At 68.8% G+C, this 20552-nt stretch carries 20 protein-coding genes; 10 read left to right on the top strand and 10 right to left on the bottom strand.

Translation table 11 applies throughout. The annotated features are described in order from the left end of the window. Nucleotides 1-104 precede the first annotated feature (104 nt). The 3 genes from EV187_RS10820 (at nucleotide 105) to EV187_RS10810 (ending at nucleotide 4042) form a co-directional block, all read left to right on the top strand. Nucleotides 105-1796, top strand: coding sequence for a family 20 glycosylhydrolase (locus EV187_RS10820; protein ID WP_130353035.1), 1692 nt, complete (start codon nucleotides 105-107; stop codon nucleotides 1794-1796). A gap of 130 nt (nucleotides 1797-1926) precedes the next feature. Then, nucleotides 1927-3336: an MFS transporter gene (locus EV187_RS10815; protein WP_130353034.1), complete on the top strand. Its 1410-nt coding sequence runs from the start codon at nucleotides 1927-1929 to the stop codon at nucleotides 3334-3336. A gap of 112 nt (nucleotides 3337-3448) precedes the next feature. Next, the gene (locus EV187_RS10810) at nucleotides 3449-4042 is read left to right on the top strand and encodes a TetR/AcrR family transcriptional regulator (RefSeq protein ID WP_165391162.1); all 594 of its coding nucleotides are present in this window, start codon (nucleotides 3449-3451) and stop codon (nucleotides 4040-4042) included. A 125-nt stretch (nucleotides 4043-4167) separates the two neighbouring features. Here EV187_RS10810 and EV187_RS10805 read toward each other — a convergent pair whose 3' ends face one another. From EV187_RS10805 to EV187_RS10770, 8 genes are all read right to left on the bottom strand, one after another. Next, a complete protein-coding gene (locus EV187_RS10805) occupies nucleotides 4168-4872 on the bottom strand; it encodes a cupin domain-containing protein (RefSeq protein ID WP_130353032.1) in 705 nt (234 codons plus the stop codon). Further along, nucleotides 4869-5879: a zinc-dependent alcohol dehydrogenase gene (locus tag EV187_RS10800; RefSeq protein WP_130353031.1), complete on the bottom strand. Its 1011-nt coding sequence runs from the start codon at nucleotides 5877-5879 to the stop codon at nucleotides 4869-4871. Before EV187_RS10800 ends, EV187_RS10805 begins: the two co-directional genes overlap by 4 nt. A gap of 27 nt (nucleotides 5880-5906) precedes the next feature. Beyond that, nucleotides 5907-6731, bottom strand: coding sequence for a sugar phosphate isomerase/epimerase family protein (locus tag EV187_RS10795; RefSeq protein WP_130353030.1), 825 nt, complete (start codon nucleotides 6729-6731; stop codon nucleotides 5907-5909). Beyond that, nucleotides 6731-7585 carry a DUF6807 domain-containing protein gene (locus EV187_RS10790; protein WP_130353029.1) on the bottom strand — a complete coding sequence of 285 codons (855 nt, stop codon included), beginning with the start codon at nucleotides 7583-7585 and terminating at the stop codon, nucleotides 6731-6733. Before EV187_RS10790 ends, EV187_RS10795 begins: the two co-directional genes overlap by 1 nt. Beyond that, a complete protein-coding gene (locus EV187_RS10785) occupies nucleotides 7586-8761 on the bottom strand; it encodes an ROK family transcriptional regulator (RefSeq protein ID WP_130353028.1) in 1176 nt (391 codons plus the stop codon). Nucleotides 8762-8766: 5 nt separating this feature from the next. Beyond that, entirely contained in the window at nucleotides 8767-9585 is an 819-nt protein-coding gene (locus EV187_RS10780) for a carbohydrate ABC transporter permease (RefSeq protein WP_242609540.1), read from the bottom strand. Nucleotides 9586-9701: 116 nt separating this feature from the next. Further along, nucleotides 9702-10715, bottom strand: a complete 1014-nt coding sequence (locus tag EV187_RS10775) for a carbohydrate ABC transporter permease (RefSeq protein ID WP_130353027.1) — start codon at nucleotides 10713-10715, stop codon at nucleotides 9702-9704. A gap of 67 nt (nucleotides 10716-10782) precedes the next feature. Then, the gene (locus tag EV187_RS10770) at nucleotides 10783-12174 is read right to left on the bottom strand and encodes an ABC transporter substrate-binding protein (RefSeq protein WP_130353026.1); all 1392 of its coding nucleotides are present in this window, start codon (nucleotides 12172-12174) and stop codon (nucleotides 10783-10785) included. A 280-nt stretch (nucleotides 12175-12454) separates the two neighbouring features. Between EV187_RS10770 and EV187_RS10765 the strand changes: the two genes are divergently transcribed. The 5 genes from EV187_RS10765 to EV187_RS10745 are packed head-to-tail and all read left to right on the top strand — an operon-like array spanning nucleotide 12455 to nucleotide 18434. After that, nucleotides 12455-13504 (top strand): zinc-dependent alcohol dehydrogenase, encoded by a 1050-nt coding sequence (locus EV187_RS10765; protein ID WP_130353025.1) that lies wholly within the window; start codon nucleotides 12455-12457, stop codon nucleotides 13502-13504. After that, on the top strand, nucleotides 13501-14307 hold the full coding sequence (locus EV187_RS10760) for a sugar phosphate isomerase/epimerase family protein (protein ID WP_130353024.1): 807 nt from the start codon (nucleotides 13501-13503) through the stop codon (nucleotides 14305-14307). Before EV187_RS10765 ends, EV187_RS10760 begins: the two co-directional genes overlap by 4 nt. Nucleotides 14308-14318: 11 nt before the next feature. Beyond that, complete coding sequence (locus EV187_RS10755) at nucleotides 14319-15599, top strand: MGH1-like glycoside hydrolase domain-containing protein (protein WP_130353023.1); 1281 nt, start codon at nucleotides 14319-14321, stop codon at nucleotides 15597-15599. Continuing rightward, nucleotides 15596-16528: a Gfo/Idh/MocA family protein gene (locus tag EV187_RS10750; RefSeq protein WP_130353022.1), complete on the top strand. Its 933-nt coding sequence runs from the start codon at nucleotides 15596-15598 to the stop codon at nucleotides 16526-16528. Before EV187_RS10755 ends, EV187_RS10750 begins: the two co-directional genes overlap by 4 nt. A 7-nt stretch (nucleotides 16529-16535) precedes the next feature. After that, on the top strand, nucleotides 16536-18434 hold the full coding sequence (locus tag EV187_RS10745; protein WP_242609538.1) for a glycogen debranching N-terminal domain-containing protein: 1899 nt from the start codon (nucleotides 16536-16538) through the stop codon (nucleotides 18432-18434). On the opposite strand, the gene EV187_RS18735 is transcribed toward EV187_RS10745, so the two are convergent. Continuing rightward, nucleotides 18413-18661 (bottom strand): hypothetical protein, encoded by a 249-nt coding sequence (locus EV187_RS18735; protein ID WP_242609578.1) that lies wholly within the window; start codon nucleotides 18659-18661, stop codon nucleotides 18413-18415. The genes EV187_RS10745 and EV187_RS18735 overlap by 22 nt on opposite strands. Between EV187_RS18735 and EV187_RS18730 the strand changes: the two genes are divergently transcribed. Both EV187_RS18730 and EV187_RS10735 read left to right on the top strand, forming a co-directional pair. Next, nucleotides 18566-18838, top strand: coding sequence for a hypothetical protein (locus EV187_RS18730; protein ID WP_242609586.1), 273 nt, complete (start codon nucleotides 18566-18568; stop codon nucleotides 18836-18838). The two genes, EV187_RS18735 and EV187_RS18730, sit on opposite strands and share 96 nt — an antisense overlap. A 44-nt stretch (nucleotides 18839-18882) precedes the next feature. After that, on the top strand, nucleotides 18883-19341 hold the full coding sequence (locus tag EV187_RS10735) for an SRPBCC family protein (protein ID WP_130353021.1): 459 nt from the start codon (nucleotides 18883-18885) through the stop codon (nucleotides 19339-19341). A gap of 123 nt (nucleotides 19342-19464) precedes the next feature. Here EV187_RS10735 and EV187_RS10730 read toward each other — a convergent pair whose 3' ends face one another. Beyond that, nucleotides 19465-20463, bottom strand: a complete 999-nt coding sequence (locus EV187_RS10730) for a LacI family DNA-binding transcriptional regulator (RefSeq protein ID WP_130353020.1) — start codon at nucleotides 20461-20463, stop codon at nucleotides 19465-19467. Between the last annotated feature and the right edge of the window lie 89 nt (nucleotides 20464-20552).

Here is a 20552-nt window from a genome sequence, read left to right as displayed (position 1 = left end):
CGCGTCCCCGAAGCCCGTCCCTCGATTTGGACACGTTATCTGACATGTGTAAGGTAGTGTACCTAACATCTGTTAGATAAGAGTCTTCGACGACGAGGAGCGGCGTGACCGATCTCATCACCACCCCCGGCCCCCAGCCGCCGAGCGCTGCGAGCGTCCTCTCGACGGCGGCCATCCCGGCCATCCACGTCGCTCACTCCCTGCCCGGCAGCTGGCGCGTCTCCTCGGGCGCGTGCGTGAGCGGTCCGGAATCGCTCGCCGGCCTGCTGCACCGCTTCGCCGACGATGTCGCGACTGACTCGGGCATCGCGCTCGTGGTCGCGTCCGATGATGACGACGCCGCGACGGCCGACATCCTCGTCGACCTTGACGCCACGGGTCTCGACCACCTCCCACTCGCAACCGGCGTGCGCGCCGATGGTCGCGACGTCGAGGAAGCGGACGAACGGTACGCGATCGAGATCGAGCCGACCGGGGTCAGGCTTCGAGGCGCTACTCACGAAGCAGTGCACCGTGCGCTCACGACCCTCCGCCAGCTCATCACGGCAGGCACTGCGGGGAGCATCGCCGACGTGCCAGGCGCGCGCCTCACCGACGGTCCGCGCTTCGCCTGGCGTGGACTCTCCGTCGACGTCGTCCGGACGTTCCACGACCCCGAGTCCATCCGCCGGGTCATCGACATGTGCTCGCTGTACAAACTCAACGTGCTGCACCTGCACCTCACGGACGACCAGGGCTGGCGGTTCGAAGTCCCGACCTGGCCCCTCCTCACCGAGATCGGCGGGGCCGGCGCGCTCGGCGACCGCCCGGGCGGGTATTACTCGCAGGCGGATGTCGCCGAGCTCGTGCAGTACGCAAGCGAGCGGTTCGTCACGATCGTGCCCGAGGTCGACCTGCCCGGCCACGTGCAGGCCGTGTTCCGTGCGTACCCGGTGCTCGCCCCCGAGCCGAACCCTGCGGCCCAGGCGGCGTCGGCTGCCGGCCTCGCGATCGGCACGCTCGACCTCGACCGCGGCCCCACAAGGCAATTCGTCGCGGACGCGCTCACGGCGGTGGCCGAGCAGTTCCACACGGCCGCCTACGTCCACGTCGGCGGCGACGAGGCATTCGGCATGTCCGACGAGGCGCACGCCGAGTTCGTCGATGAGGCCATGGCCGTCGTCCGAGGGCTCGGCAAGCGTGCGATCGGCTGGCAGGAGGCTGCTCGAGCGAACGTCGGCGCCGACGACGTGGTGCAGTACTGGATCGAACCGAACCAGATGGCCGCGATGATGGACTCCGGCGCCCTGGATGGGATGCTCCCGCCCGAGCTCGCCACGGTGTTCCTGGAGACGATGGGCAAATCGTCCGACGACGTTCCGACCGCGCTTGCAAAGGGCTCCCGGGTGCTCGTCTCGCCGAACACGGTCCTCTACTTCGACCAGCCGCACGCCGAGACGGCCGCGACCGAAGACCAGGAAGCCCTTCGAGCCCGGGTCGGCCTGCCGTTCTACCCAGGGGCCACGCTCCGCGAGATGGTCGAGTGGGACCCGGTGTCGGTGACACCCGGGATCGATTCGGATGACCGCATCGCCGGGGTCGAGGCCGCGGTCTGGTGCGAGACCGTCACCAACCGCGACGACCTCGAGTTCTTGCTCATGCCCCGCCTCGCCGGACTCGGCGAGCGTGCTTGGTCGGCGACGCCGACCGACTGGGACGAGTACGTCCACCGCCTGACGGCGGCATCCCGAGCCTGGGATCGCCGGGGCTGGGCGTGGTTCCGTCCCGCCTCGATCGATTGGCAGGGCGTCATGTAACGGGTCGCAGGGCGCAGCCCATCGGCGCGCACTCGGCACCCACTCGACGCCAGACCTCGCGCGGTTCGCGCGCTCACCAATTCCCTCGGCCCGCATACGCGGGCCGACCCTACCTACACAAGGATGTGCAGTGGACACCACCACCAACCCCGTCGCCCCGGCGACCACGGCGAAGAAGTCGAACCCGACCTTCCTCACCTCGCGCCGCGAGCGCCTCGGGTACAACTCGTTCTGGTTCGGCCAGAACGTACTGTTCATGATCACCACGACCTTCCTGGCCGTGTACTACACCACCACGCTCGGCATTCCCGCCGCGGTGGTCGGCACGATCCTGCTCGTCGCGCGGCTCTATGACGCGCTCGTCGACCCGATCCTCGCGACGATCATCGAGCGGATCGACCTCAAGGGCGGCAAGTTCAAGCCCTGGGTCTTCCTCGCGGCGATCACCGTGCCGCTGTTCACCGTGCTCTGCTTCGGATTCCAAGACGTCCTGCTCGAGCAGGATCTCGCCGTGCGGATCGGGTATGCGTTCATCACCTACCTGATCTGGGGCACGGTTTACGCGGCGTCGGACGGCCCGGGCTACGCCCTCGGCGCCGTCATGTCGCCGCTGCCGGCCGAGCGCAACGTGCTGCTCTCCAACAACCACGTCGCGGGCATCCTGGGCATCCTGGTCGGCATCGTCGCGCTGCCGCAGCTGCTGGCCGCCACGGCGAACAACTGGATGTTCAGCATTCTCGTGCTCGGCGTCGTCGGCCTGATCACGATGATCCCCATCCGGGCCGCGAAGGAGCGGGTCCGCCCAGAGGTCCGCGAGCGTCCGTCGATCCTCGGGATCTGGCGTGGCGTGATCTCGAACAAGTACCTGATGCTCACGGTCGTGATGGGCCTGCTCGCCAACGGCACGAACTTCGCAATGTCGCTCGCTCCGTTCGTGGCATCCGACCTCTACGGCAGCCCTGAGGCGGCCTCGCTGCTGCTCATGCTCGGCATCCTCCCCGTCGTGGTCGTCGCCCCGTTCGGCGCCCGCCTGATCCGCCGATTCGGCAAGATCCGGCTGCTCGCCTTCTCGTACATCGCCGGCGCGCTGCTCGGGCTGGTCGCGTTCCTGTTCTGCCGCGACTCGTTCGCGCTGCTCATCGCGGTGACGGCGCTGAAGGGCGTCGTGCTGGCCCCGCAGGTGTTCATGTTCTCGCTGCTGTTCGCGGACTCGATCGAGTACGACTTCTACAGGAACAAGCGCCGCGTCGAGGCCGCGACCTTCGCCATGCAGACGATGATGGCCAAGGCCTCGATGGCGATCTCCGGCGGCGTCGCGCTCTGGATCATCGGCATCGCCGGGTACCAGTCGACGGTGGCGGGCGAGGCAGTGACGCAGTCGGCGCAGGCGCTCGACGTGATGTGGGCGACCTTCAATCTGGGTGCCGTCGTGGGCTCCGCGATCGGCGCGTTCATCCTGCTGAAGTTCTACGACCTGACCGAGGCCAAGCTCAAGGTCATGGTCGAGGACAACCGCAAGCACGAGCAGATCGTCGACTGACGAACTGCCAGAGTAGAGGGGCGGATGCCGCCACGGTATCCGCCCCTTCGCCATCACCCGTATCTGTCGGATGTCAGATACGATGAGAGTTCGTTCTCTGGAGGTTGGACGCATGGCACGCAGGCTGAGCCCCGAGGTCCGTCGGGAGGAGATCGTCGAGACCACCGACGCGATCATCGCCGCCGAGGGCTACCGCTCGCTGAGCCTCCGCGAGGTCGCACGCCGCTGCGGGATGTCCGCCCCCGGGCTGATGCACTACTTCCCCGACATGGAGAGCCTGCTGCACGCCGTGCTCCAGCATCGCGACGAGGTCGACCTCGCCGCGATCGCCGCCAGCCAGCCCGAGGATGCCCGATTCGACGACTTCGTCGAGACCGCACTCCGCTACTACGAGCGCGCGGGCGAGACGACCCGGCGGTACGACGCGCTCGAGGCCGAAGCCATCGATCCGAAGCATCCGGCCCACGCCTACTACCTGGAGCGCGACGCGCGCTCGTTCGCCGCGCTCCGCCCGCTGGTGGAGCGCGAGTTCGAAGACCCCGACCGCGTCTTCATGCTGCTTCGGGCGGTGTTCGAAGGGCTGCGATTCCGCCGGCTCCGTGACCCCGAGCACGTCGACCTGCGGCGCGAATGGCATGAGGTACGCGACATCGTGCTCGACAAGCTCGAGCGCCGCGTCGGGCAGGAAAACCTCTCGGCTCGCTGATCCACTCCACTTCTACGCGGGCCTTCCCCCTACGGGCAAGGTCAATCGACGTGCAGAGGACCTTCAGCCACCCGAGAGCGTGCCGCGGCCGCGTCAGACGTCGAGCAGCCCGACTTCGGTCATGGTCAGGAGCCGAGGGCGAACGAATACGTGGAGAGCCGACCGCACATGCCGAATCGTGGCGCGGGTTCCTGAGCGTTCACCCGTCCGGCCGCGAGATGATCGGCGAGACCGCGTTCAAGGGCGTCCAACTGCTCACCCGTGGCGGTGGCCGCCCGCATCGGTCCATCGCGCCATGCCTGACGCCACCGAGGCACCTTCGGCCCCACGATGCGAGCGGCTGCGTCGTAGAAGCGCTGGAGTGCTGCCGGTCCTTCAGCGTCCAGTTGCGCTCGGAGCTCGGTGAATCCCGCCACTGCGCGCGATTGCCGCTGACGCGCCGACGTCTCCTCGTCTCCGGGCGTGAGTTTGGCCCACTCGGCATACCGGTCGTTGTCGCCCACGACCTCGGCTGTGAAGGTCAGCACAGCATCTCCGGCCTCAGGGAGTCCATTGTTCTGCATCACCACGACGATGCGCAGGTCTTCGTCGTTGATGAGCCGATGAATCACGCCCGGCCCGAACCACACCACCGACCGCTCGTGGAGCGGCGTCTCGCGGAAGCCGCTCGCGTCCAGCGTCTGCACTCGCCCACGACCGCCGACGACGACGTAGCCCTCCGTGCATGCCGTGTGCAGGTGCGGACTTCCACCCGGCAACCCGTCGGGTGCCTCCCAGGAGTAGACGTCGAGGATCGAAACGCTCGTCGCCCCCGGGAACGGGATCGTCATGGTCGGCTCCAATCGATTGCGATTCCCAGGTGTCGGGCGGGGTCGTCGGCGAGGGCGTCGAACGCCGCCGGAGCCTCCGTGGGCGCGACGAAGTCGGTGACGAGCCCATCGACGTCGAGTCGGCTGTCGGCGATCAGTTCCAGCAGCAGGCGGCGATTCTCCGCCTCGGTCCACTTGTCTCGGACCGTCGCCTGGCGCGGGGAGGTGGAGACATGTGCGCCGACCACGGTAAGCCCCTTCAGGTGGATGTCATCGTACGGGCTGAAGTCGGGGATCGTTCCGCGGGTGCTGCCAAGCAGCACGACGCGCCCGCCTCGCGTTGCGAGCCGTAGCGCCGGAACGAATGCGAGGGGCGAGCCCGTTGCCTCGATGACGACGTCGAAGCCGTCAGGTGCGAGTTCGTGCAGCTCCGCCTGATCGTGAGCGTTGTCGGAGTCGAAGCTCGCGAAGCCCAGTTCTGCGGCCTTCGCCCGTCGTTCGGGGAAGAGGTCGAGCGTGACCACCGGATGGGCGCCATTCAGGCGTGCAAGCTGGGCGGCGAGGAGGCCCACCAGTCCTGCCCCGATGACGACGACGCGATGGCCGAGCTGGAGTTCACCTGCTCGGACGGCGTTGAGCGCGATGGCGGCGAGCTGCGTGAATGCGGCCTCGGTGTCGCTGACGCCGTCGGGGATGCGGGTCATCCGCGCGAGTCGCTCGGGTCGGGCCTCGTCGGCCACCGAGGCATGGGGCAGCGGGCCGGCGATGCGGTCGCCGACCTGGAAGGGTGCATCCGGGTGGGCCGCGGTGACGATGCCCGCGAACGAGTACCCGGGCAGGTAGGGCTCGGTCGTCTCGGGGGTGCGCTGTGTCGTCTTGCCGAGGTAGTTCGCGACCTCGGTGCCAGGGCTGATGAGCGTGGCGCCGGCCGTGGCGATGATGCCGCCGGATGCCGGTGCGTCGGGGATCTCGACCGATTCGAGGTCGATCTGCCCGACGGCGCGGGAGACGAGTTGGCGGACGTGCATGCGAGAGTGCCTTTCGGAGGGCGTTTGTCAGGTGGTGGGGATGCCCGCGGCCCGGGCGGCGAGCCGCAGGGTTCGGATGCTGCCGGTGACCACGGTCATCGGGTCGGGTCGGTAGTCGAATGCCTCGACGGAGACATCCCCGTCGTAGCCGATTTCGTGCAGGGCCGACAGGATCGGCACGAAATCGGTATCGCCGAACCCTGGGCCTCCGCGGTTCGCGTCGTTCGCTTGCACGTGTGCGACGTATGGGGCCGCGAGGTGGATGAGTTCGGGCATCGGGGTTCTCTCATCGGCCATGCTCTTCACGTCGAGCACCAGACGAACCGCGGGCGAGTCCAGCTCTCGAACGACGTCGATGACCTCCTGGGTCGTGGTCATGAAGTCGGTCTCGTCGCGCGGGAGCGCCTCGAGGCAGACCGTCACGCCCGCGTCGTGGGCGCTCTCGGCCCACGCGCCGAATACCTCCAACGCACGCGAACGCGCCTCGGCCGGGTCCATGCCGGGAGGGGTGCTTCGTTGCGCGGGCGAGCCGAACACCATGATGCTGCCACCCATCGCGGCACAGGCTCGGGTGAGCGAGCGGAGTCGCTCGAGGGTCTGCTCCCGGCGGGCGGGATCGGCGACGTGGAGGCCTTCGGTGCGGGCGAGCAGCCAGTGCATGCCCAGGATCGCGAGCCCCTGGTCGGCGGCGATGCGCCGCACGCGCTCGGCGTCGAGTTCGCTCGGCGCCGCGCCGGCCGCGAGTGTGAACGGGGCGATCTCGAGCGCCTTGTAGCCTGCGTCCGCGAACGCAGCGAAGGCGACGGCGAGCGGTCGGTCCTCGAGGATCTCATTGCAGATGGCCCACCGCATCAGGCATCCGCGAATCGCTCGAAATGGCGGTCGAGGGATGGCGCGTCGACTGCGCCGCGGAACGTCAGCAGACGGTAGCGGAACGTGGCGCGCTCACCGATCGCAAGGGTCATCGTGCCGTCGGCGAGGTCGTCGGATTCACCGTCGCCGAGGAAATCCGAGAGACCGAACGGGTTGGCTGCCAGCAAGCCGTAGTCGCGGACGTGCCACCGCACCGGATGCCGCGGATTCGAAGGGTGGTCGAACACGGCGAGCCCGACCTCTGCGTCTCCCACGAGTCCGGAGTAAGCGCACCACCGCGCCGGCGTTCCCCATGCCTGCGCCTCGCCGATCGCGCCGGTCGCGGTCTGGATCTGCCCACCCCTTCGCTCCTCGAGACTCGGTGCAAGGCGCACCGCGACGAGTCCGGCTTCTTTCGTATCGCCGAGTCTCACAGGCCCCGCGCCGGCGATGAGCGTGCCCTCGAGGTCGAGCGCCTGCGTTCCGTCGGCATTGGGCCGGTGGGCGCGGATGGTGCGCTGCTCCGACAGCAGCACGTCGCCCGAGGCATCCAGCCAGTCGGCCTCGTGGGCGATGTCGACGACCTCGGATGTCTCGGTGCGCGTCACGTCGCCGTGGGAGACGATCGAGCCGTGGCCGGGATACTCGGTCCAGACGTCTGCGCCGTTCACGTTCCGGTGGCCCCACCAGATGCCGCGATGGTGCGGATGGTCATCCGATCCTCCTGGCAGCGGTGCATCGAGCACCCGCAGGAGTTGTACGCCGTCGACGGTGGCCAGTCGATCCAGGTGCGGGCGTGGAGTGGCGTCGGGTCGATAGCGGGCGAACTCGTGTCCCTCGAACGTGAGGTCCATTCATCCCACCAGCTCGAGGCGCGAGTCGACGGCGTCGGCGGAGAACGTCTGGTCGATGACCAGATGGCGGGCGCCTTGGATTGCCGCATCGGCGCCCAGCGAGCTGGAAGCGATGAAGAGCTCCCGAGTCGCCAGCGGCACGGTGCGCTCGTAGATCCGCTCGCGCGCGGCTTCGAGCAGCGTGGTGCCGTGTGCCGACATTGCACCCCCGAGCACCAGGACCGACGGGTTGAGGAGCGCCACAGAGGTTGCCAGCACATCGCCCAGCAGGTGGCCGGCCCGCTCCGTGAGGGCGATCGCGCGCGGGTCGCCCTCGCCGACGAGCCGGCTCACCTCGGTGGCCGAGAGCACGTCGCGACCCTCATCGCGGAGCATCCGCGCGATGGCGCCGCCGCTCGCCTCGGTGGCGAGACATCCGGATGCGCCGCAGGTGCAGCGGTGGTGGGCGTCGGGAAGGCGGATGTGCCCGATATCACCCGCGCCTCCGGCGATGCCGCGCTCCGGTTCGCCGTGCAGGATGACACCTGCGCCGATGCCGGTGCCGATCTTCACGAACAGCAGGCTGGGCGCGTCGGGGTACCGCTCCCGGGTCTCGCCGAGTCCCATCAGGTTGGCGTCGTTGTCGACGAACACCGGCACCCCGAGCAAGGATCGAAGGGTCTCGCCGACCGGGAAATCGTGCCAACTGGGCATCAGCGGCGGATTATTCGGACGCTGCGTCGCGAAGCGCACCGGCGCCGGGATGCCGACGCCGACGCCGACGACCTCGGAGATTCCGCGTCCGGCACGGGCGAGCAGCTCGCCGAGTCGCTTGGCCAGCATTCGAAGTGTTTCGTCGGGTGCGACCTCGATCCTGAGCTCGGCGTGCGCCTGCGCGATGATCTGGCCGCCAGCGTCGACGATGGCGAGGTTGGCGTGGGTGGCCCCGAGGTCGACCGCGAGCACGAGTTGCCGTGCCTCATCGAACGAGAGGATCTTCGCGGGGCGGCCGGTGGACCCCGCGGCCTGACCCACCTCGCGCACGTATCCGGCGTTGATGAGCTGCGACATCCGCAAGGCGAGGGTCGATCGCGAAAGGCCGGTGATCTCCTGCACGTCGCGACGCGTGCGCGCCCGGCCCGACCTGACCAGTGCCAGGATCTCGCCGGCCGATGCGCTTGCTGAGGTGCCCGCCACGCTCACTACCCCTTCTCGGCCCCGGCGGTGAGCCCGCCGGTGAGGAGCCGCTCGGTCAGGAAGAACAGGATGATGATCGGCAACGTCAGCACGACGGACCCCGCCATCAGCACGGTCGTCGGAACCTCGATACTGCCAGACAACTGGGACAGGCCGAGCGAGACCGTCCAGAGCGGGCGCTTGTCGACGAGGAACAGCAGCGCGAACAGGAACTCGTTCCAGGCGATCATGAAGACGAACAGCCCCGTGGCCATCAGCGACGGCATCGACAGCGGGAGCGTAATCCGCCACATGACGCCGAGCCGCGAGAGCCCGTCCATCAGTCCGGCCTCCTCGACCGACTCGGGAACGGTCTGGAAGTAGTTGCGCATCATGTAGATCGCGACCGGTACGGTCTGCGCAAGATAGACGATCACCAATCCGACGAGCGACCCGCGCAGCCCGATCCTCGTGAAGATGACGAACAACGGGATGGCGATGATGATCGCCGGGAAGAGGTACGTCGCGAGGAACAGCCCGCTGACCTGCCGTCTCCCGCGGAAGGGCAGCCGGGCGATGGCGTACGCGCCCGGGATTCCGATCACGAGCGCGAGGATCACCGAGCTGACCGCCACGATCGCGCTATTGCCGAGGAAGGTCAGGAAGCCCTGCCCGCCCTCGGACACCGGCGCGAGCACGTCGCGGTATGTCTCGAGCGTGAGCTCGTCGAGTGAGGGGAGCAGTGAGCTCGGGTCGCGCAGCAGACTCTCGATGGGTCGAACCGACAGCAGCAGCATGTAGAGGAACGGCAGCAGGGTCGCGATGAGGAAGAGCGCGATCGTCACCCACCTCAGGGTTCCGAGGAACGCACGCTGTCGTCGCGAGGCCGGCGGCCGGCTCCGTCGCCTGCGGGCCGGGGCTTCGACGACTTCGGCGGCGACGGCGCTCGCGGTTGCGGTGCTCACAGCTTCTCTCCCCTCCGTCGCATGATGAGCACGTACGCGCCCAGCATGATGATGAGCAGCACGGCGAGCACGACCGACATGGCCGACGCGGCACCGACGTTTCGCTGCACGGTGAGCAGTTGGTACACGAGGACGCTTGCGACCTCGGTCCCGGCCGCGCCGCCGGTGAGCAGGAAGATGTCGTCGAACTCGTTGAAGGTCCAGATCGTGCGCAGCACCGCCAGCACCCCGATGATGGGCACGAGTTGCGGCCATACGATGTACCGGAACGTCTGCCAGGGGCCGGCGCCGTCGACGAGCGCGGCCTCCTCGGGCTCCGCCGACATCCCCTCGAGGCGGGCCATGATGAAGAGGAACGCGAACGGGAAGTACCGCCAGCCCTCGAAGACGATGACGGTCAGCAGCGCGGTCGGCACGGGGATGGTGAGCCCGAGGACCTCCCATTCGGCCACGGCCTGGGTGAGGAAGGGGATCGGCGCCTCCCATCCGAGCACGTTCTGGCCGAACTCGTTGACGATGCCGAACTCGGGGTTCAGCATGATGCGCCACACGAACGTGACGGCGACGACGGGAGCCACATACGGCAGCAGGAATGCCGCGCGGACCAACGTGCGGCCGCGGAACGGGCGACGTACCACGAGCGCGGCGATCGTACCGAACAGAATGACGAGGAACACCGATCCGATGGTGTAGCCGATGGTCGTCGCGAGGCTCGACCACAGCGCGCCGGAGCTCAGTACCCGCTGGTAATTCTCGAGCGTGAATCCGCTGAACGGATCGGCGGTGCCGATCTGGATGAGCGTCAGCTCCTGGAACGAGATGATCACGGCCCAGATGAGGGGCAGCACGACCACGGTGAGCAGGATGATCAGCGTCGGACTCATCAGCACGAAGCCGGTTCGCGCGTCGTGCTGGGTGAGCGTGCGTCGCCGCCTGGTTCGCGACGTCGGCGCAGCGGTGGGCTCGGGGGGCGGCGTCGCCTGCTCGAGGCCTGGCTCGGTTGCCGTCATGGGTTCTTCCTCCGATCAGGTGCCCGGTCCGCGTCCTCCGCGAACCGGGCACCCATCGCTCGGTCGGCTAGAGGCCGAGGTCTTCCTTGATCACGTTGGCTTCCTCGGCCGCCTGGTTCGCCGCGTCCTCGGCGCTCACGCCGGAGTTGATCGTCTCCGACAGCACGCCAGGCATCACGAACTGGCCGGCGACCGCGCCGGCGAGGGCGCCCTGACCCTGCGGCAGGCCCCATCGGTTGAACGATTCGGGCGCCTCGACGACCGACTGGAGCACCTCCGCGGGGTAGACCGATGACAGCAGCGCCTTGGTGTCGACACCCGCTTCGAGCTCCTTCCAACCGTCGGCGTACGCGGTGGCCTCGTCGGCGGTGCCGAGTCGCGTCGGCACCTTGCCCTCGGGCGCGATGGCCAGCCACTCCAGGTAGCCGTCGCCCATCAGGTACTCGACGAGTTCGTTGGTGCCGTCGGATGCCCCATCGAGGACGGCCCACGACACGACCTCGCCGAACGAGGCGGGCTCCGACCCGCTCGGTCCCTCGACCGCGCTCACGATGCCGGTGTTCTCCGCGAGGAACGTCGCGTCAGCCTGGCACTCAGGGCAGGTCGGCAGTGCGTCGGCTCGCAGGCCCGCGAGCTCGTCGAGGAGGAACGACGACCACACGATCATGCCGGCGCCGCCGGAGAAGTACTCGGCGCGCGTCGTGTCGGCGTCCTGGTTGCCGGCCACGGAGCCGTCGCGGATGAGCGAGGTGTAGAAGTCGATCGCCTCCACACACTCAGGGCTGTCGAGCACGATCTCGGCGTCGTCGTCCACGAGTTCGCAGCCGTTGGCGAGCGCGAAATGCTCGAACGTCTGCTGCGTGAAGGAGTCGGCAGGTGCGGTCGCGGCGACGATGCCGGCGAGCTCCGGGGATTGGAGCGTCGTGGCAGCCGTCATGATCGAGTCGTAGTCGGTGGGCGCCTCGAGCCCGGCCGCCTCGAAGAGGTCAGCGCGATAGAACAGCAGCTGGGCCCAGGCGTCGCTCGGCACGCCGAGCTGGTCGCCGTCGGACTGGGTCAGCGCGAGCGGTCGCTCAGCGAACGTGTCGGCGCCGAGTGAGTCGACGATCTGGGCGGCGGCAGACTCGTCGAGCACGCCGTCGGTCTGCAGCTGGTACAGCGAGTTGAGCGGAACCGCCCCGATCACGTCGGGCAGCTCGCCCGCGGCTGCGGACGAGGCGAGCACCGTGGCGAGCTGGTCGGTGGCGAGGGCCACGAGCTCGATCTCAACGCCGGCGTCGGCCGCGTACTCGTCGAGGATCGCCTGCTGCGCCTCGACTCGCTCGGCGACGTCTTCGAGTGTCCAGACGGTGATGGTCTCATCACCGGTGGCGTCGTCGCCGCCATCGGGTGAGCAGCCGGTGAGGAGAAGGGCGGATGCCGCTACAGCGGCGATGATGCCTGCGCGGACGTTGCGCATGAGTTCTCATTTCGATCGCACGGTCATGGTGCCGCCGGAGGGCGGAGCACTCGCATGGTCGACGTCGACACATTCCACGAGACCGTGCAGTGCTGCGCTCATTGAACACCGATATATGTCCGACCACAAGTCCTAATGACAGAATTGATGGAATGGACCCCCGAAATCACGGCTCACGTTCCGTCCGATTCCCGGACGAAACTGGTTGCAAGTTCTGACGCGGCCGCGTATGGTGTCACCGTCGCCACGACGTGGAGGGTGACGAGGAGGGTAGGGACGAATGGGCTCGAGCGTGACGTTCCCCGAGGCTCGGGTCGTTGATCTCGTCGATGAGGCGGAGGCGCTGCTCCGACCGGGGCAGGTGCGGGTGCGCACCCTCTTCTCGGGCATCTCGGCCGGCACCGAACTCACGGCCTACCGGGGCACGAGCCCGCATCTCACCAAGCAATGGGATGCCGAGTCCAGGCTGTTCACCGAGGGCGCTTCGACTCCTTCGTTCCCAGTCACCACGCTGGGCTACGAGGAGGTCGGCGAGATCGTCGAGGTCGCCGATCCCGATGCTGCGGGCGTGGTCGTGGGCGACCGGGTCTGGGGAACTTGGGGGCACCGCACGTCCGCGGTCATCGACGCGGAGTTCGCCGGCGCGCGACTGCTCGCCGATGGCGTCGACCCGCGGATCGGGATCTTCTCGCATATCGGTGCAGTGGCGCTGAACGCCGTGATCGACGCCGACATCCACGTCGGCGAGACGGTGGCGGTGTTCGGGCTTGGCGTGCCTGGGCAGATCGTCGCACAGCTCGCACGCCTCAACGGCGCTCGCGTGATCGCCGTCGATGGCATCGAGCCTCGTCGGGCACTCGCGACCAGGCTCGGGGCGGAGTACGTGCTCGATCCCGCGGAGCCCGTCGCCGAGCGTATCCGCGAACTGACCGACGGCCGCGGCGCCGACGTGGCGATCGAGATCACCGGCAATGCCCGTGCCCTGCACGAGGCGGTGCGGTCGGTGGGCTATAACTCGCGCGTCGTCGCGGCCGGCTTCCTCCAGGGCGACGCCGTGGGACTGCGACTCGGCGAGGAGTTCCACCACAACCGCGTCCAACTCATCAGCTCCCAGATCTCAGGATCCGGTCCGGCGGTGGCGCATCGCTGGAACCGGCTCCGGCTGAACCGCACGGCCATCGAGCTCGCCGCGGCCGGCCGGCTCGATCTCCTCTCGCTCATCTCGCGCACCGTCCCTCTGCGCGATGTCGCCGACGTCTACCGCATGCTCGACGAACATCCGGGCGACGCATTGCAGGTCGTGATCGACATGAGGGAGGAGGGGCGATGACCGTCCTCAACGCCATCTGCGTGCAGGAGCAAGTGCTCGAGGGCGACACCTTGGAGCAGAAGTGGGAGATCGCGCAGGCATGGGGATTCGACGGCATCGAGCTCCGCGGCGGTGGCGACGGTGCCTTCGCGGCTCGGCTGAGGGACCTGCGCCGAGCGGCGGCGAACGGCGTGCCGATGCCCACGGTCTGCGTGGAGATGAGCCACTTCATCGGGGCATTTGATGACGACCTGCGGCGTGACGCCATCACGCAGATGGGGGAGCAGCTCAGGGTCATCGCCGACCTCGGCGGTCGCGGCGCCATGACGCCGGCCTCGTGGGGCATGTTCTCGCGACGCCTGCCACCGTTCGAGCCGCCGCGCTCGCCCGAGGACGACACGACGGTGCTCGTAGACGCGCTCGGCACGCTCGGCGAGCTCGCATCCGAACTCGCGGTCACGCTCTACCTCGAGCCTCTCAATCGGTATGAGGACCACATGGTCAACCGGCTCGGTGACGCCGTCGAGCTGATCCGCCTCGTCGGCCTCGACTCCGTGCGAATCGGCGCCGATACCTACCATATGAACATCGAGGAGGCCGACCCCGCGGCGGCCCTCATCGAGGCAGGCCCGTACATCGGCCACGTGCAGGCAAGCGATTCCAACCGGCTCGAGCCGGGTGCCGGCCACATCGACTGGGCACTCTTCGGCGCCACGCTCCAGGCCATCGGCTACGACGGTCCGATCGCGATCGAGAGCCGACTCTCCGGCGCGGCGGCTGACGTGCTGCCGTCGGTTCCGCCCCTGCTGCGGCGGTACCTGTGAACGACCTCGCGATGGCTGCGGCGACCCGCGTGCTCGCCCGCAACTGGCGCGGCAGCTACACGGTGCCTGCCGCGGGACTCTACCCGCACCAGTGGAGCTGGGACTCCGCCTTCATCGCCATCGGCCTGCGCCACATCTCACCACGTCGCGCCCAGCAGGAGCTCGACACCATCTTCAGCGCCCAGTGGGCCGACGGCCGCCTGCCGCAGATCGTCTTCAACCCGCGGCTCGACGTGCACTACTCGCCCGGGGCCGCATTCTGGCGCAGCGAGCGGATCCCGGGCTCGCCCCCGGTGCCGACCTCAGGCCTCATCCAGCCGCCGAACCACGCCCTCGCCGTGTTGCTCGTGCACCAAGCCGACCCCGAGGCATCCGCTCGTCGCCGGTTCCTGCCACGGGCCTACGAGCGACTGCTCGCCTGGCACGGCTATCTCGCCGACCGCCGCACAGACCCATCGGGGCTCGTGCACGTGCTGCATCCCTGGGAGAGCGGAATGGACAACTCGCCGTACTGGGATGCACCGCTCGCGGCCATCGGCGAGACCTTCCGCGGGGACATCCCGCGCCCCGATCTCGACCACGCCGACGCGAGCCACCGACCCTCGAACGCCGAGTACGGCAAGTACCTCTACCTCGCGGCCCGCTATCGCGACCACGACTGCGACGACCGCGACGCCGGGTACCCGTTCGTGCTGGAGGACCCGGCGGTGAATGCCCTGTACGCGCGGTCGGAGTGGGCGCTCGGCAGAATCGCGGAGCTGCTGGGCAATGACCCGGCGCCGCACGCTGATCGCGCGCACGCGCTGACCGAGGCGCTCGAGACCCTCTGGGCACCCGAGCTCGGGTGCTATGTCGCCCGCGATGTGGTCTCAGGTGAGCTGCAGCCGTACCGCACTGTCTCGGGCCTCGCGCCGCTGCTGATTCCAGACCTCCCGCACACCGACGAACTCCTCACGATGCTCGAGAGCGAGCACTTCGGGCTCGGGCAGGCCGCACTCGTGCCCAGCCACGACCTCACCGCGCCGACGTTCGACTCCTCTCGGTACTGGCGCGGCCCGTCGTGGTTCAACACCGCCTGGCTCATCGCCGAGGCGCTGCACGAGCGCGGCTTCCACGACGAAGCCCGATCGCTCGCCAGCCAAATGGCCGACCTCGGACTCGAGCACGACTTCCCCGAGTACGTCGACCCGATCAGCGGCGAGCCTCGCGGCACGTTGCGGTTCAGCTGGACGGCGGCGCTCAGCCTCGACCTGTATGAGCGCCTCCACGGGCGCGAAGGCGCAGCACTGTGACGGAATCTGCCCAGTTCGCGCCATTAGGCGTCGGCGTCGTCGGCGCGGGAATGTGGGCCCGCACGGCCCACATTCCGATGCACACGAGCCCCGGCCCGACCGTGCTGACCGGCGTGTGGGCGCGGGCCACGGACGCGCGCGAACGGCTCCAGGCCGACGGGGTACCGGTCTTCGACACGTTCGACGCGCTCCTCGAAGCCTCGGAGGCCGTCGACTTCGCCGTGCCGCCGACAGTGCAGTCCTCGCTCGCGATGCGCGCGGTACACGCCGGTCGCCACGTCCTCCTCGAGAAGCCGTCGGCGATCGACCCTGCCGATGCCTGGCAGCTCGCCGATGCCGTCGCGGCGTCTGGAGTCGTGAGCGCGCTCACGCTGACCCGGCGATTCCACCCTGTCGTGCGAAGGTTTCTCGAAACGGTCAACGCCCTCGAGGCGCCTCCGACGGGCGTTGCAGGAGTCCACGTCCATGGTGGATTCCTCACGGGCGGCTTCGTGGCGGAGCCGTCAGGCTGGCGCGACGAGCTCGGAGCGCTCGTCGACCTCGGGCCGCACCTGCTCGATCTCGCCGAGCAGGTCGCCGGCCCGATCCTCCGCGTCAAGGTTCGAGACCACGGCGGCTACACTGCCATCGACGCCGACCACGCAAGCGGGGCTCTCGGGCAGTACGCCGTGTCGGGCTCGGTTCGCACCCCCGCCGCGACGACGCTCACGGCATACGGACCAGCAGGCCGGGAGGAGCTCGACACCCGCGGCCTCGATATGGCACCGGCGTTCGATCAGCTGCGTGAGGAGTTCGCCCGCGCGGCACGCACCGGTTCGCCCGTCACCGTCGACGCCGATCGCGGCGCCGAGCTCGCCGAGTTGATCGACGCGTGCCGCCGTTCGCTCGCGGAGCAGGCGTCCTTCATCGACGTTCACCGGAAGAAATGACCCCATCGTGTTTGATGCCGCCGAGAAACGCACCGCTGCCCCGATGTTGAACGATCGACTCGTCCTGCTCGCCGCGCCGACGCAGGCGTGGTGCGAGCTCGACGGCTCGACGCGACCGGAAACGATCGACGGCCTCTACCACGGGGACTGGCGCATCGCCAGCGGGATCGAGCTGACCGTCGATGGACGGCGACCCGAGCCGCTCGGCACGCGGCGCACGACCGGCCGTGCCGTGTTCACCGGCGTCTGCCCGCACCTCGACGATGCCACCAAGGATCCGCGTGTCATCACCGAGCACACTCGCGAGGTGCGCCCGGGTGCTGTCAGCGAGACGGTGAAGCTCGCCAACGCGACCGATCGCCTCGTCCGGGCTCGGATCACCCTGACCGTCACGCTGGCTTTCACTTCCCTCGACCTCGTGCGTGCCGGCAGCGACGTCGTCGCACCGTTCACTGCAGCGGGGTCGGGGTCCCGACTCACGATCACCCAGGACACCCGCACCGTCCACGCGAGCGCCGGCGGAGGGGTCGTCCTCCGCCGCGACGAAAGCCGCGTCGCGGCGACGTGGTTCGTCGCCGTCGAGTCGGGGAACGCCGCGGAGGTGCAGCTGGACCTCGCGATCGCCGACAGCGCTGCGGTGACCGCAGCCATCTCGCGCCCGCTGTGGGCGGAGCCCGCTCCCACGGGCGATGCCCGCCTCGATCGGTGGGCATCGACCGCGTCCCTCGAGCTCGCCGGGCTCGCCATGGTCACTGTTGATCACTCCGACGAACCGTTCCTCGCCGCTGGCGCCCCCTGGTACCTGACCCTGTTCGGCCGCGACTCGATCACGGCCGCCCGCCTGCTGCTGCCGCTGGGCACCGACCTCGCGCTCGGAACGCTCCGAGCGCTCGCGCGACGGCAGGGCACCAAGGACGATCCGATCGGCGCCGAGTCGCCGGGCAAGATACTGCACGAGCTGCGCGCCGCTCCCCTGCGGATCCCGCGCGAGGGTATCGTCCTACCGCCGGTGTACTACGGCACGATCGACGCCACTCCGTTGTGGATCTGCCTGCTGCACGACACATGGCGGGCGGGAGTTCCGATCGAGGATCTTCGACCGCTGCTGCCCAACCTGATCGCCGCGCTCGGATGGCTCCGTGACTCGGGCGATAGCGATGACGACGGGTTCCTGGAGTACATCGACCGCAGCGGGCGCGGGCTCGCCAACCAGGGCTGGAAGGACTCGTTCGATGCGGTCCGCCACCGCAACGGCAGCCGCGCCGAGGGCCCGATCGCGCTCTGCGAGGCGCAGGGTTATGCGTGCGAGGCCGCGCTCGACGCGGCGGCGATGCTCGACGCCTTCGGCGAGCCGGGTTCCGGGGCCTGGCGGGCCTACGCGGATGCGCTTCGTACGCGGTTCCGCGAGCGATTCTGGGTCGAAGTCGACGGCGTTCGCTTTCCGGCGATTGCGCTCGACGGTGCGAAGCACCCCGTGGCCTCGCTGAGCTCGAACATCGGCCACCTGCTCGGCACAGGCTTGCTCGATGGCAACGAGGAACGTCTCGTGGCCGACCTTCTCCTCTCCACGCGTTTGGCCAGCGGTTTCGGCGTGCGCACCCTCAGCAACGATGAGGCGGGATACTGGCCGCTCTCCTATCATTGCGGCTCGGTGTGGCCACACGACACGGCGATCATCATCAATGGCCTACGGCGGTCCGGATTCACCGAGCATGCGCGGCGACTGGCGCAACAGCTTGTTGACGCCGCTGAATGGTTCGACTATCGCATTCCCGAGCTCTATAGCGGCAACGGCGATGGCCCAACGCCCTACCCGACCGCGTGCAGGCCACAAGCGTGGAGCGCAGCAGCGTTCGTGCCCGTCATGCAGGCGCTGGCACCTGATCAGCATCCCGAACGCCAGTGACCTGCGTACCCGCTGACGCCCGTGATCCTCCTGTTCGCGTGCCGGAGGGCAGATGCTCGACGAGGACCGACTCGAGGAGTTGTGCCGGTCGCCTCGACCACCTCGGTTCGCCGGTGCACGCTGATCCGCGGATGAGCCTCCACCTGGGCGACCAGGTATCGCGCCATGCTCGCCGTCAGGTCCGCCGCGCGCACGACCAGGTGAACGCGCGAGGCGGTCCCGGCCAGGAAGACGGCCGCCTGCCCGGCCGAGTTTCCGCCACCGACCACGACGACCGGTTCGGTGCCGCACTCGCGCGCCTCGGCGAGTTCTGCGCCCGAGATCCCCGAGGGGATTCCGAGGTGGTTCTCGATCCGCGCCGGGCGCCGTCGGAGCACAACCTGACGATCCACTCAAGCGGGTGACCGTGCGCCCTACAACCGGCCTCAAGCAGAGAACGGGGAATCACATGTCCACCACTGCGCCCGATGGAGTCGCCTCCACGACCCGGACCACGTTCAGCCGCTCCACCCGCATCGCCCGGCACATCGACGCCGACGCCGCCACGGTGTGGCGACTGCTCACCGCTGCAGCCGAGTGGCCGAGGTGGAACTCGACGGTCGTCTCGCTGGATGGCCAGATCGCTCTCGGCTCGAAGGTCAAGCTCGTCTCGACACTCGTCCCGAGCCGCACGTTTTCGTTGAAGGTCAAGGAGTTCGAGCCGAACGCGCGCCTGACGTTCGGCGATGCGATGTCCACTCGCACGTACTCCCTCAGCGGCGACGCCGACGGCACGCGAGTGGAGGTCGTCGAGCGCATCGGCGGTCCGTTCTTCCCATTCTTCGCCCGGCTGATCCCGCCGTTCGACGAGAACTTCGAGCAGTTCACCGCCGACCTGAAGAAGGCAGCGGAAGCCGCGGCCACCTAGGGCGCGTCCCCCAAAGCCCGTCCGTCGGCATTCGGGTGGCAGGATGCGGGTCCGGACGTGAGACCTTCGTGCCGTGCAGCATCGAAGCGAGATCCGCGGCTGGCGATCTGATCGCAGTCGGCGTCAGCCGAGTGGCGCGGTCGACGCCCGTGGCACGAGCGCGACACGCAACTCAGGCCCGGCAGGGGGCAGCGGCCGGTTCTCGACCGCGCTGAGCGCGAGCCCGGCGAGATAGCGGCCCAGCCCGACGGTGTTCACGCTGATGGTCGAGAGGCGCGGTTCGAACATCGAGGCGAGCGGGGTGTCGTCGTGGCCGATGACGGAGAGGTCGCGGGGGAGGGTGAGCCCCATCCGCAGGCCGGCGCCGACGAGTGCCGCGGCGACGTCGTCGTTGTAGGCGGCTATGGCCGTAACGCCCGCTTCGCGCCAGCGGTCGATCGCGTCGCCCGCCGAGGCATCCGTCAACTGGATGTCGGACGACGGCAGCGGCGGAAGGCCGAGCGCCAAAGCGGCATCGTTCGCGCGGCGGCGGCGGAGGGCCACGAGGTCAGCGACGCGGGGATCCGCCGAGCCGGCGAAGGCGATCGACCGGTGCCCGAGGTCGACCAGGTACTGCACCTGCAGCACCGGACCCTCTTCCGGGTACTCCTCGCCGACCGGGGCCTCGGGGTCGGGGATAAGCCTGGTCACGCCGGCGGCGCGGATCGACTCCGCCTGGCCGGGTGCGAATGGCGTCATCGACATGACGACGTCGGGCTGCAGTTTCTCCCACAGTGGGCGGGAGTGGCCGGTGGGGTGCGGTGTGTAGGTGATGAGCGCGTAGCCGGCCTCGTCGAGGGCGAGGGAGGCCTCCTCGATGTTGCGGCGCAGGTTGAAGTCGAGCGGCCAGTCGGGCAGCACGAGCAGCACGATCCGCGAGCGACCGCTGGCGAGGGCTCGTGCCGCGATGTTGGTGCGATAGCCCAGCCGCTTGGCCTCATCGAGCACGCGGGTGCGGGTCGCCTCCGAGATCGTCTGGCCCGGCGTGTCGTTCAGCACGAAGCCCACCGTGGCTCGTGAGATTCCGAGCGAGCGCGCGATGTCCGCCGCCGTGACCCGGCGAGTGCTGGTCGTCTGCGACATCCGCTCGGCCTCCGATTGAAACGTTACTTGCGCGCGCTAGTTCCTCACTGTAGCATCGTCCACATCCGCTAGCACGCGCTAGTGACCCC

Source organism: Agromyces ramosus, assembly GCF_004216665.1.
Taxonomy (GTDB): domain Bacteria; phylum Actinomycetota; class Actinomycetes; order Actinomycetales; family Microbacteriaceae; genus Agromyces; species Agromyces ramosus.
Note: the sequence above shows the minus strand (reverse complement) of the source record. Positions and strands in the feature narration are given on the sequence as shown.